Annotated in this window: 12 protein-coding genes; 7 read left to right on the top strand and 5 right to left on the bottom strand. The window is 68.2% G+C overall.

Annotated elements, in window-relative coordinates:
* Positions 1-45 precede the first annotated feature (45 nt).
* Both JJQ90_RS01345 and JJQ90_RS01340 read right to left on the bottom strand, forming a co-directional pair.
* Entirely contained in the window at positions 46-1,257 is a 1,212-nt protein-coding gene (locus JJQ90_RS01345; protein ID WP_216872672.1) for a DUF1501 domain-containing protein, read from the bottom strand.
* Positions 1,254-2,567, bottom strand: coding sequence for a DUF1800 domain-containing protein (locus JJQ90_RS01340; protein ID WP_216872671.1), 1,314 nt, complete (start codon positions 2,565-2,567; stop codon positions 1,254-1,256). The genes JJQ90_RS01345 and JJQ90_RS01340 overlap by 4 nt, the downstream gene beginning before the upstream one ends.
* A gap of 147 nt (positions 2,568-2,714) precedes the next feature.
* Here JJQ90_RS01340 and JJQ90_RS01335 point away from each other — a divergent pair, with 147 nt between their 5' ends.
* The 3 genes from JJQ90_RS01335 to JJQ90_RS01325 all read left to right on the top strand — a co-directional run bounded on the left by JJQ90_RS01335 (position 2,715) and on the right by JJQ90_RS01325 (position 5,091).
* Entirely contained in the window at positions 2,715-3,062 is a 348-nt protein-coding gene (locus JJQ90_RS01335) for an Hpt domain-containing protein (RefSeq protein WP_216872670.1), read from the top strand.
* Positions 3,063-3,068: 6 nt separating this feature from the next.
* Positions 3,069-4,559: a sigma-54-dependent transcriptional regulator gene (locus tag JJQ90_RS01330; protein ID WP_216872669.1), complete on the top strand. Its 1,491-nt coding sequence runs from the start codon at positions 3,069-3,071 to the stop codon at positions 4,557-4,559.
* A 148-nt stretch (positions 4,560-4,707) separates the two neighbouring features.
* Entirely contained in the window at positions 4,708-5,091 is a 384-nt protein-coding gene (locus JJQ90_RS01325) for a hypothetical protein (RefSeq protein ID WP_216872668.1), read from the top strand.
* A 13-nt stretch (positions 5,092-5,104) separates the two neighbouring features.
* On the opposite strand, the gene JJQ90_RS01320 is transcribed toward JJQ90_RS01325, so the two are convergent.
* From JJQ90_RS01320 to JJQ90_RS01310, 3 genes are all read right to left on the bottom strand, one after another.
* Entirely contained in the window at positions 5,105-5,632 is a 528-nt protein-coding gene (locus tag JJQ90_RS01320) for a GNAT family N-acetyltransferase (protein ID WP_216872667.1), read from the bottom strand.
* 114 nt (positions 5,633-5,746) lie between these two features.
* Positions 5,747-6,943 carry an amidase gene (locus JJQ90_RS01315; protein WP_216872666.1) on the bottom strand — a complete coding sequence of 399 codons (1,197 nt, stop codon included), beginning with the start codon at positions 6,941-6,943 and terminating at the stop codon, positions 5,747-5,749.
* 114 nt (positions 6,944-7,057) lie between these two features.
* The gene (locus tag JJQ90_RS01310; RefSeq protein WP_216872665.1) at positions 7,058-7,756 is read right to left on the bottom strand and encodes a GNAT family N-acetyltransferase; all 699 of its coding nucleotides are present in this window, start codon (positions 7,754-7,756) and stop codon (positions 7,058-7,060) included.
* 102 nt (positions 7,757-7,858) lie between these two features.
* Between JJQ90_RS01310 and JJQ90_RS01305 the strand changes: the two genes are divergently transcribed.
* The 4 genes from JJQ90_RS01305 to JJQ90_RS01290 all read left to right on the top strand — a co-directional run bounded on the left by JJQ90_RS01305 (position 7,859) and on the right by JJQ90_RS01290 (position 12,033).
* On the top strand, positions 7,859-8,689 hold the full coding sequence (locus tag JJQ90_RS01305) for a ferredoxin--NADP reductase (protein ID WP_457851876.1): 831 nt from the start codon (positions 7,859-7,861) through the stop codon (positions 8,687-8,689).
* A 123-nt stretch (positions 8,690-8,812) separates the two neighbouring features.
* Positions 8,813-9,937: a TRAP transporter substrate-binding protein gene (locus JJQ90_RS01300; RefSeq protein ID WP_216872664.1), complete on the top strand. Its 1,125-nt coding sequence runs from the start codon at positions 8,813-8,815 to the stop codon at positions 9,935-9,937.
* Positions 9,938-10,027: 90 nt separating this feature from the next.
* Entirely contained in the window at positions 10,028-10,624 is a 597-nt protein-coding gene (locus tag JJQ90_RS01295) for a TRAP transporter small permease subunit (RefSeq protein WP_216872663.1), read from the top strand.
* Positions 10,621-12,033, top strand: a complete 1,413-nt coding sequence (locus tag JJQ90_RS01290) for a TRAP transporter large permease (protein ID WP_216872662.1) — start codon at positions 10,621-10,623, stop codon at positions 12,031-12,033. The genes JJQ90_RS01295 and JJQ90_RS01290 overlap by 4 nt, the downstream gene beginning before the upstream one ends.
* Positions 12,034-12,035 lie beyond the last annotated feature (2 nt).

The raw sequence follows: 12,035 nt of genomic DNA, 5'->3' as shown, positions 1-12,035 counted from the left end.
GTTCGGAACGGCAACGCGACGCCATGGCCACAGGTTGCTTTTTGTTCAGGCGCGGATCAGGCCGCGTAGGACGGTGACCGCGTTGCTGCCTGGGAAGGCGGCGCCGACGGCGGCTTCCGGCAGGCGCAAGTGATCGCGCAGCAGGCCCTTGGCGATGGCGCGGAGATCCTGCGTCGGCTGCAGGTCGCGATTCTCGAACAGCTTGTCCTCGCCGAGGCCAGGCCAGTCAGCGATGACGCGGCCACCCGCCACGGCGCCGCCGACCAGGAAGGCGACGCCGCCGGTGCCGTGATCCGTGCCCATATTGCCGTTCACCCGCGCGGTGCGGCCGAATTCGGTCACCACCAGCACGGCCGTCCGCGCCCATTCCGCGCCGAGTCCCTCCTTCAGGGCGCCCAGCCCGTCATCCAGCGCCCGCAGCGGTCCCATGATGCGGTTCATCTGCTGCACATGGGTGTCCCAGCCGCCCAGCTCCATCGCCGCGACGCGCGGGCCGCCGGGCTCCGCCATCAGCCGGCCGGCGGCGCCGGCGAGGTTGGCAAAGGCGGAGCGTTCGCGATCATTCTCCACCATGCCAAGCGTCTGGCTGGCAAAGCCCCGGCTGCGCATGCCCTCCGCGAAGGCGCGGCCGAGCGTGCTGTCCGAATCCTGCAAGGCCGCCAGCCGGTACATCAGCTCCGGGGCCGGGCGTTCCAGGCCCGGCGGGGAATAGGCACCGACCGGGACGGGCCCGCGCATCAGCAGCGGCACGGAGGTGCCGACCGCCAGCCCGGCCCGGGCCTGGTCGGGGCCCTGGCCGCCGCGCGGCAGCGCCTCCAGCGCGCGGTTCAGCCAGCCGCTGGCCAGCCGCTGCTCGCCGCCGCTTTCCAGCATGTCCTGGGCCTCGAAATGGCTGCGGCTGCGATAGGGGCCGGCCACCGCATGCAGCACTGCCGCCTCATTCGCCGCGAACATCCCATGCAGCCGGCCGAGGCCCGGATGCAGGCCGAACTTGCCGCCGAGGTCGAGCAGCCCGTCCTCCTGCCCAGGTTCGGGCAGCTTCAGCCGGCCGCGCAGACCTTCCAGCGCCGGATCGCCATAGGGCTGCACGACATACAGCCCGTCCAGCGCGCCGCGCAGCAGGATGACGACCAGCCGCCGGTCGCCCGGGGCCTCGCCGAAGGCAAGGCGGGCGGGGCCGACGGCAAAGCTGGCGCCGAGGCCGAGCAGCAGGCCGCGACGGGTGGTGCGGAAATGGGCATGGGGTGCATCGGTCATCGGTGCATGAACTCCGGGCTGCCGAGCAGCAGGGTCAGCGCGTCGCGCATCGATCCGGCGCGGCGCATTTCTGTCACCGTCTCCGCCCGGGCCAGCGGGCCGAGGGCGGTCTCCACTGCCTCCGCCGCATCCACCCCGCGCCCCGCGCGTCCGGCGAAGGTGTAGGCCCAGTCCACGCGGCGCATCAGCGCCTCCGGCGCCGCCCAGTCCGCGGCGATGTCGGGCCAGCCGATCGGCTGCTCCGGCCGCCACAGCGGCTGCGACAGGGTGTTGAAGCCATTGATCAGCTGGCTGGCCTGGGCGTCCGGCACGCCCAGGGCGCGGCCGGCGGCGATGACGTAGTCGATCGGTGGGCGGAATTTCGACAGGGGCGGATCCCAGGCCTGGGGCAGGGCGATCAGCGCGTGGCTGGTCGCCGCCAGGTCGCCCTTGCTGTCCCGCAGCACCGTCTCCAGCGCCCGCACGGCCTCGGGCGGCGGGCTATCGGCCACGAAATGTCGGGCCAGCTTCACCGCCAGATGCCGCCAAGTGGCCGGATGCTCGGCCAGGAAGCGGATCGCCTTCTCGCCCTCCGCCTCCCCGGGGCCGAAGCGGCGGCCGAGCAGGTGCTTGTCGCCGGGTTCATGCGAGGCGGCGCGGAACTGAAAGTCATAAGGTTCGCCGCCGCTGGCGAAGGACCAGCCCGTCAGGATCTTCGCCAACTCCTGCACATCGCCCTGGGTGTAGCCTCCCGCCGGGGACATGGTGTGCAGTTCCAGCATCTCCCGCGCCAGGTTTTCGTTCAGGCCGCGCCGGGAGCGACGGCCATTGGCGCTGCTCGGGCCGATGGATCCCGCATTGTCCAGATAGATCAGCATGGCTGGATGCCGCGCCACCGCAACGGCCATGTCGGCGAAGCGGCCGGTGACATGAGGACGAATCGCCCCCCGCTCATAGCTGCCGATCAGCGGCGTCAGGCTGCCGGAGCGGCGACTGACGGTGAAATGGTTCATCCAGAAATCGACCAGCCGTTCCCGGAACGGCTGCTCCCCGGTCAGCCGGCGCCGCACATGGCCCAGAGTCTCGGCGCGGATCAGTTGTGCCAGGGCGCGTCGCGTCTGCTGCGGGTCGCCGACCGGGTCGCGGGGGCGCCGGGCTGCAAAGTCGTCGCCGCGCAAGGCCAGGGCCTCGGCCAGCGATGGACCTTCCGGCGGGGCGCCCGGATGGTCGATCTGCGCCCGCAGCCAGGCCAGCGGGTCGGCGGGTGGCGCGTCCCCGTGCCGGAGGCCGAGGCCGAAACGAATGGCGGCGATATGGCCCATGATGCTCATGGGCGGCAGCCTAGCATCGGCGGCGCCAGCCGCCCCAACGCGGCTTCGTGACATAGGGTGACTCGGAGTCCCGCATCATCCCCCAGGGCATCCTCCCGCCATCGCGGATGCGTTGACCCCATGGCCGCAGAGTGCGAGAGATCATTCGTGAACGCCATAGACCCGGACATCGCTGGTCAACTCGCCTCAGAACTGCCTCGCGACGATTTCGTGCGGATCCTCCGCACCTTCGAGGATGATCTGGGACGGCTGGCCCGGCTTCTCGAAGCCGCTGTCGCCACCGGTGACGAGGATGGCTATCGCCGTGCGGCGCATAGCCTGGCCGGTGCTGCGGCGGCTGTCGGCGCCTTGCGGCTGGAGCATGTGGCCCGGATCGCCATGGATCCGCGCAACCCTGCCGATCCGCGGGCGCTTGCGGTCCAGGTGCGGCAGGAGGCTGCCGCGGCGCTGGCGGAACTCGCAGCCCTGGCGGACAATCCGCCGGGAAGTGCCTAGGGCCCGATGGCCCAGGCCGCAGCGCGGGTCCTGATCGTCGAGGACACGCCGACCCAGGCGGAGGTCGCCCGGGCGCTGTTGCGCGATCTGGGGCACGAGATTCGTCTTGCCGAGACCGGCGCGGATGCGCTGGAGCAGGGATTGGGCTGGCAGCCCGACGCCATCCTGATGGACCTGGAACTGCCCGATTTTTCCGGCTTCGAGGCGATGCGGCGGCTGCGCGCGGCGGGTGTGGAGGCCGCGATCATCGTTGTGACCGCGCATGGCAGCGTGAACCATGCGGTGGAGGCGATGCGCGAGGGCGCGGTGGACTTCATCGTCAAGCCCTTCGCCAAGACGCGGCTGACCGTGACCCTTCAGAATGCGCTGGAAAAGCGCGCCTTGGCCTCGGAACTGCGCGCGGTGAAGGCGCAGCTCAACCGCGACCGCTTTTTCGGTTTCATCGGGGCCTCCCCGACCATGCAGGCGGTCTACCGCACCATCGAAAGCGTCGCCGCCAGCAAGGCCAATGTCTTCATCACGGGGGAGAGCGGCTCCGGCAAGGAGCTGGCGGCCGATGCGGTGCACCGCGCCAGCCCGCGACGTGCCAAGCCGTTCATCGCCCTGAATTGCGGCGCCATTCCGCGCGACCTGCTGGAATCGGAGATCTTCGGCCATGTGAAGGGCGCCTTCACTGGCGCCACCGAGACTCGCCCGGGCGCCGCCCGCCTCGCCGATGGCGGTACCCTTTTCCTGGATGAGATCGGCGACATGCCCATCGATATGCAGGTCAAGCTCCTGCGCTTCGTGCAAACCGGCACCTTCCAGCCGGTTGGCGCCTCGAAGGCGGAGAAGGTGGATGTCCGCATCGTCTCAGCCACCAACCGCGACCCTTGGGCGGAGGTGGAGGCCGGGCGCTTCCGAGAGGATCTGTATTACCGCCTTTACGTCGTGCCGCTGGAACTGCCGCCGCTGCGCGATCGGGGTGACGATGTGCTGCTGATCGCGCGGCAGTTCCTGGGCACCTTCGCGCGGGAGGAGGGCAAGCGCTTCCGCGGCTTCACGCGGGAGGCGGAGCAGGCGCTGGCCGGCTATTCCTGGCCAGGCAATGTGCGGCAATTGCAGAATGCGATCCGCAACATCGCGGTTCTCCATGATGGGGAACGCGTGGAGCGTGCCATGCTGCCGCCCATGCTGTTGCGTTCTTCGCGAGTGCCGACGCCGGCGCTGTCAGCCTCTCCGGACCCAATCGCGGCCGATGCCCCGCCCGTCATGCCTGAACCCGGGCTGGCCCCGGCGGTCCTGGACAGCGCGGCGCCGCAGGCCGCTCCGTCCCCAGAAGCGCCGCCTGAGGATCCGCCGCGCGCGCCGGAGGCGTTCCTGTCGCTGGCCGAGGTTGAGAAACGCCACATCCTCGCCGCGCTGGATGCAACCGGCCAGGACGTGCCTCGCGCAGCCGCGATGCTGGGCGTCAACCCTTCGACCATCTATCGCAAGCTACAATCCTGGCGAGAATGACGATCTTGCGGGAATAAGGGCGTGACCGGTCAACGGTGGGAACCGGGGCGGATTATCATCGCTTGACCAGACAGGCGATGCGTCGCCCCGCATGATGATGGAGCCCGTTCTGTAGGGGCGCTGCGGCATGCAGCGCGAGGAGAGCTGGATGGAGATGATGCGTACATTGGCGGATCACAGCATCCGCCGGGCCCTCAGCTTCGCGGGGTTGGCGGTGGTGACCCTGATGCTGGCGCTGTCCTTCGACATCGTGCTTGCGCTGCGCACGGGCGGCAATCTGCTGGCCATGCTGTGCCTCGGGCTGATCTGGACCGCCTGGCGCACGCCGCATCGCAACATGCGGCGCAGCGAATTGTGGTCACTGTTGACCGAACACGCCGCCATCCTGGCGCGCAGCCTGCCGCCCGCCGAGGCGCAGCGCCTTATGGCGGCAACACTGCGCCAGCGTCTGCTGTGGCATGCCGAACAGGTCGGCGCCGCGGCGCTGGTGCTTTGGGTGGTGGCGCTTCTCCTGGGTTTCCTGGCGGGATAGCAGGGGCGGAGGATCAGGCGGGGGTCTCGGGCAGGGCGCGATCGCCCAGGCCGAGGGCGCGCTGCATGAAGACGACGTCCACCCAGCGGCCGAATTTCAGCCCCGCGGCCTTCAGCACCCCGGCCTGCCGGAAACCCAGCGAGATATGCAGGCCAATGGAGCCGACATTCTCCGAATCCCCGATCACCGCCAGCATCTGGCGGAATCCGCAGGCCGTGGCGCGATCCAGCAGGACCTCGACCAGTGCCTTGCCGACGCCCTGGCCACGCACATCGTCCCGGACGTAGATCGAATTCTCGGCGGCGAAGCGGTAGGCTGACCTTTCCCGGAACTGGTTGAAATAGGCGTAGCCGATGACAACGCCGTCCAGTTCCGCCACGAGCCAGGCCCAGCCCGCATTCTGCACCTTGGCGACGCGGGTCGCCATTTCGGCCTCGGAGGGTGGATCCTCTTCGAAGGTGCCTGTGCCGACCAGCACGTGATGGGCGTAGATGGCCGTGATGGCGGGCAGGTCGGCCGCGGTGGCGTCGCGGATCAGCATGTTGCGCGTGTCCCAGGATCAGCGGTGGGTCAAGGATTACAGCAATATCGCCGAAGGCGGTATCGCTTGGCCGGTTGCAAATCCGCCAGCGGCGGCCAGTCGCGCCGCCAGATATCAGACCGGCAGGCGCAACTCCGCCGCCACTCGCTCCGCCACCGCCAGCAAGGCGCGGTCGCGCCCCGGTGCCGCGGCCAGCGAGAGGCCTACCGGCGCGCCTTCGACCCGCGCGGCCGGCAGAGTGACCTCGCAAAGCCCGGCGAGGCCGGCGATGGCCGTGACGCCCATCGTGCGCTCCCGCACCGCCTGCTGCGCCTCTCCATCCGCGTCCAGCCTGGGCGCCGGGACCGGGGAGGTCGGGTAGATCAGCACCGCGCCGCCGGCCAGCAAAGCGCGCAGGCGCTGGCTGAACCCCCGGCGAAACTGCCGGGCGCTGGCGGCGATATGCGGATCAGTGGCCTTCGCGGCAGCGAAGCGCTCGCCCACGCCAGGACCGAAGGCGGGCTTCGTGGCCTCGACCCAGGTGCCGAGACTGGCCCATGCTTCCTCCGCCTGCGCCGCCCGGAAATGTTCGAAGACTTGCGCCAGCCCTTCCGGCGCCAGGTGGATGGACAGGCTGGGACCGAGCACGCGTTCCACCATCGCCAGGGCGCCGACCAGGGCGGTGGCGGTCTGCGGCACTGCATTCACCCAGGCTTCCTGCACCTTGATGAGCGGGCCGAGGCCGGATTCCCCGCTATGCGGGAGAAGCACCTCGCCGACCCGGCGCAGCACGCTGGCCTTGGCGGCGAACCAGCCTGCCGTGTCGAAGCTGGGGCCGAGCGGGCAGGCCCCCGTCAGGTTGACCGCCCCCCAGGACGGGCGGATGCCGAACAGGCCGCAATAGCTGGCCGGGATACGCACCGAACCGCCAGTGTCGCTGCCCAGCGCGAAATCGACCAGCCCAGCCGCCACGGCCGCGGCGGAGCCACAGGAGGAACCGCCCGGAAAGCGATCCGGTGCCGCGGGGTTGATCGGTGTTCCATACCAGACGTTCTCGCCGGTCAGGCCATAGGCGAGTTCCACCGTCTTTGTCTTGCCGCGAAGGTTCGCGCCGGCCTGGAGCAGGGCCAGGATCACGGGGGCCGTGGCGGCGGCGGGCGCATGGGTGCGAGCCCAATCCGGGTTGCCATAGCCGGTTGTCACGCCGGCCACGTCGAACAGGTCCTTGACCGCGAAATCGAGCCCCGAGAGCGGACCCTCCGCTGCGCCGGCCAGTTCGATCCTCGGGCCGGGGACGAAGGCGCCCACCTGATCGTCAATGGCACGCGGCATGGCTGGCCTCCGTCATCATCCCCGGCCGGATTCGCTCGCGGGCGGCCGGGTGCGCTATCGCATTACATCAGGGCCGGTTGTCGTTCCACTGTATCGCCCAACCCCGAATTGCGGTCAGGATGCGGATGGCGGATGCGCTTGGCTGAGGGATTGCCGGGGACGGTTCTGATGGTCCCAATTGGCATCCTCCAGCCAGGCGGCAATCCGGTCGCGCCGGGCCGGCCATTCATCCGCCAGGATGGAGAAGAAGGCGGTGTCGCGCCGCCGCCCCTTCACCACCAGATGCGCCCGCAGTTCACCCTCATACACGAAGCCCAGTCGCGCGGCGGCGCGGCGGGAGGGGGCGTTGAGCGCATTGCACTTCCAGACCAGCCGGCGGTAGCCAAGGTCATCCATCGCATGCCGCATCAGCAGGAACATCGCCTCCGTCGCCGCGCGCGTGCGCTGCAGGCGTGGGGCGAACCAGATATGGCCGATCTCGATCGCGGCATTGGCCGGCTGGATTTCCATCAGGGTCAGCCAGCCGGAGACGGCGCCGCTGGCATGCGGGCGGATCGCCCAAGCCATGGGGTCGTGCTGGGCTGCGAAGCTGGCCACATGCCGGCGCATCGCATCCGCATCCGCGAAGGGGCCGTAGCCCATATAGGCCCAGCCGTCGCCACGCGGGTCGCCCTGGGCGGCGTCCCAGAGCTCGGCGGCATGGCGAATGGCCAGCGGCTCCAGCGTCACGGACTGGCCGCGGTGGGGGATGCGGGCGGGCAGGGGGCGGGGCGTGGCATCGACGATCTCGCCGACGGGGGGCAGTTCGGTCATCGCGTTGGGGCCAGTCCTTTCGTGTCGCTGTCACCATGCCGCAGCACCGGCGCCACGGCGAGCCAGCGGAGCACCTTCAATCGCATTGCAGCAGGGCCGGCTATGTCGCATATCGGCGGCATGTCCTCCCCCAGCGCACCCGCCCCGCTTGAGACCGCCCCGCCCGGATTTTACCTGGAGCGGGTCCTCACCGTCCATCACTGGACCGATCGGCTGTTCTCCTTCACCTGTACGCGCGATCCGCGCTTCCGCTTCGTGGCGGGGCAGTTCGCGATGATCGGCCTGATGGTGGAGGGCAAGCCGCTGGTGCGGGCCTATTCCCTGGTCAGCCCGCCCTGGGAGGAAACCTTGGAGTTCCTCTCCATCAAGGTGCAGGACGGTCCCCTGACATCGCGCCTCCAGCACATCACGCCGGGCGACGGTGTGCTCATTGGCCGCAAGGCGACCGGCACGCTGCTGATCGAGAACCTGCTGCCAGGCGGCACGCTGTGGCTTTTCGCCACCGGCACGGGGCTGGCGCCCTTCCTCAGCCTGATCCGCGACCCGGAGACCTATGATCGTTTCGACCGGGTCGTCGTGGTGCATACCGTGCGGCAGGTGGCGGAACTGGCCTACCGGGAGTTGATCTCCACCGATTTGCCGCAGCATGAATTGCTGGGCGAACTGGCGCGGGACAAGCTTGTCTACTACCCCAGCGTCACGCGCGAATCCTTCCCGAACCAGGGGCGGGTGACGACGCTGGTCGAAAGTGGCCGGCTCTGCGCCGACCTAGGCCTGCCGCCCATCTCGCCGGAGCGGGACCGCGCCATGCTCTGCGGCAGCGAAGCAATGAACGCCGATATGCGGGTGCTGCTGGAGCATCGCGGCTTCACGGAGGGGGCGAACAACCGGCCCGCGACCTTCGTGGTCGAGAAGGCCTTCGTCACGAAGTAACGACCTCCGGCCCCGCCCCAAAAGGGGCATTGCGTATCATTGCTGCGATGCCTAATGAAGAAGGGGAGCAATGCGCCGATTGACCCGCTGAAGCGGGCAGGGGCACGTCCAGAGGGCAAAAAAATGAGCGAGACGAACACGCGTGCAGCCGGCCGCCGTGGCCTGCTCAAGGCGGCAGCCGTAGGCACCGCCGGAACCGCCATCCTGGCCACCCCGAGTGTCAGCCGGGCTCAGACCGTGACCATGCGCTTCCAGTCGACCTGGCCGCAGCGCGACATCTTCCATGAATTCGCGAATGATTTCGTCACCCGTGTCAATGCGATGGCGGGCGGCCGGCTGCGGCTGGAACTGCTGCCGGCCGGCGCTGTCGTGGGCGCCTTCCAGTTGTTGGATGCGGTCTCCGCCGGCACGCTGGATGGTGGGCATGGCGTCTCTGCCTATTGGTTCGGCAAGAACAAGGCCTTCAGCCTGTTCGGCACGCCGCCGGCCTGGTTCGGCAATGCCCATGAATATCTGGGCTGGTTCTACTATGGCGGCGGCGAGGCCCTGTACAACGAGTTGATCCGCGACATCCTGCGGGTGAATGTCGTGGGCTTCCAGACTGGGCCGATGCCGACCCAGCCGCTCGGCTGGTTCAAGAACCCCATCACCAGCGTCGACCAGTTGCGCGGCCTGCGCTATCGCACCGTGGGCCTGGCGACCGACCTGTTCAACGCGATGGGCGCCGCCGTGACGGCGCTGCCAGGCGGGGAGATCGTGCCGGCGCTGGAGCGTGGCGTGATCGACGGCGCCGAGTTCAACAACCCCTCCTCCGACCGCGTCCTTGGCTTTCCGGACGTGGCCAAGAACTACATGATCCAGAGCTTCCATCAGAACACGGAGACCTTTGAGATCCTGTTCAACCGGCCGCGCTACGATGCGCTGCCGGACGATCTGAAGGCCATCATCCGCCATGCCTCGGAAGCAGCATCATCCGACATGTCGTGGAAGCAGCAGGACCGCTATTCTCGCGACCTGATCGAAATGACCCAGACCCAGGGCGTCCAGGTGCGCCCGACCCCCCGCGCGATCCTGGATGCGCAGTTGCGGGCCTGGGACCAGGTGGTGACGAACCTGGAAAGCGACCCGTTCTTCAAGAAGGTGACGGACAGCCAAAGGACCTGGTGCCGTCGTGTCGGCAATTTCTACCTGCGCTACCAGGCGCCGGCGGCCATCTCCTACACCCATTTCTTCGCGCGCCAGAACTGACGCGCCCAGGTCACCTGCGATGGGACCCGTCCGGCACCACCGGGCGGGTCTTTGCGCGTCAGCCGTAGAGGTTGAGAGGGGAGAAGCAAGGTGCAGCCTGTCCTGCTGGCGATCGACCGGTTCAGCGCCTTCGTGGGGAAGCTCTTTGCCTGGCTGATCCTCGCGCTGACGCTGGCCATCTGTTACGAGGTCTTCGCGCGCTATCTGTTCCGGGCCCCGACGAGCTGGGCCTTCGACATGTCCTATATCCTATATGGCACGCTGTTCATGATGGCCGGCGCCTATACGCTGTCGCGCGGCGGTCATGTGCGGGCGGACTTCGCCTATCGGCTGGCATCCCAGCGACGTCAGGCCCTGATCGACCTCAGCCTCTATCTGCTGTTCTTCCTGCCGGCGATGATCGGCATGATGATCTATGGCTGGGATTTCTTCCTGCTGTCCCTGGCGCAGAATGAGCAGTCCTCGGTCAGTCCGGATGGCCCGCTGATCTGGCCCTTCAAGTTCATCATCCCCCTCGCCGCCGCCACCGTTCTGCTCCAGGGCTTCGCCGAGATTGCGCGCTGCGTGATCTGTCTGCGTGAAGGCGCCTGGCCTCAGAAGCTGAACGATGTGGAGGAAATGGAAGTGCTGGCGCTGGAGGCGGCGCGGCGACTCTACGAGGCCGAGCAGGCGGAGAAGTCGGCATGAGCGATCCAGTCATCGGCATGGTGATGCTGGGGAGCTTCATCTTCGTCATCCTGCTGGGCTTCCCGGTGGCCTTCACGCTGATGGCGATGGGCATTGGCTTCGGCTACCTCGCCATGGAAATGCGCGTCTTCGACCTGCTGGTGCAGCGCACCTATGCGGTGATGGCGAATGACGTCCTGATCTCCGTGCCCCTGTTCATCTTCATGGGCTATGTGATCGAGCGGGCGAATATCCTGGACCGCCTGTTCCGCTCCCTGCAGATGGCCTCCGGCGGCCTGCCCGGCGCGCTGGCGCTGGCGACGCTGGCCACCTGCGCGCTGTTCGCCACGGCCACGGGTATCGTTGGCGCGGTTGTCACCCTGATGGGGCTGCTGGCGTTTCCGGCCATGCTGCGCGCCGGCTATGATGCGCGACTGGCCGCGGGTGTCACCTGCGCCGGCGGTTGCCTGGGCATCCTGATCCCGCCCTCGATCATGCTGATCCTCTACGGCGCCACCTCCGGCACCTCGGTCGCCCGGCTTTACGCGGCCGCCTTCTTTCCGGGGCTCGGCTTGGCGCTGCTGTACATGCTGTATGTCGTGATCGTCGCCTCCGTGCGACCCGGCGCCGCGCCGCGCCTGCCGCCCGAGGAGCGCAATGTGCCGGTGGGCACGATCCTCCTGGCGCTGGTGACGTCCTTCTTCCCGCTGGCACTGCTGATCGGCATGGTGCTGGGCGCCATCCTTTTCGGCCTGGCGACGCCCTCGGAAGCGGCGGCCATGGGGGCGATGGGGTCCATCCTGCTAGCGCTGGCCTATCGCGCCCTGAACTTCCAGCGGCTTAGGGAAAGCGTCTTCCTGACGGCCCGCACCACCGCCATGGTCTGCTGGCTGTTCGTCGGCGCCTATATCTTCACCTCGGTCTTCGGCTATCTCGGCGGTCACCATGTGATCGAGAACATCTTCGTCGAGCAGCTCAGCCTCAACACCGTCACCTTCCTGATCCTGACCCAGTTCATCATCTTCCTGCTGGGCTGGCCGCTGGAATGGTCGGAGATCGTGCTGATCTTCGTGCCGATCTTCCTGCCCCTGCTGGATACCTTCGGCGTCGACCCGATCTTCTTTGGCGTGCTGGTCGCGCTGAACCTGCAGACCTCCTTCATGACGCCGCCCGTCGCAATGGCCGCCTATTACCTGAAGGGGGTGGCACCGCCGGAAGTGCGGCTGACGCAGATCTTCGCGGGCTGCCTGCCTTTCGTCGGCATCGTCATCGTCGGCATGGCCATGCTCTACATCTTCCCCGGCATTGCCACCTGGCTGCCTTCCTATCTGTATGACCATGTGCAGAGCGGGCCGGTGCAGGATCTAATGTCGATCCCCGAGGGCGGCTTCGACGTGCCGGAACTGCCCGACCTGCCGCCGCTGAACTGAGG

Source organism: Falsiroseomonas oleicola (genome assembly GCF_019029495.1).
Classification (GTDB): Bacteria; Pseudomonadota; Alphaproteobacteria; order Acetobacterales; family Acetobacteraceae; genus Falsiroseomonas; species Falsiroseomonas oleicola.
This window is presented reverse-complemented; position numbering and strand designations above follow the sequence as displayed.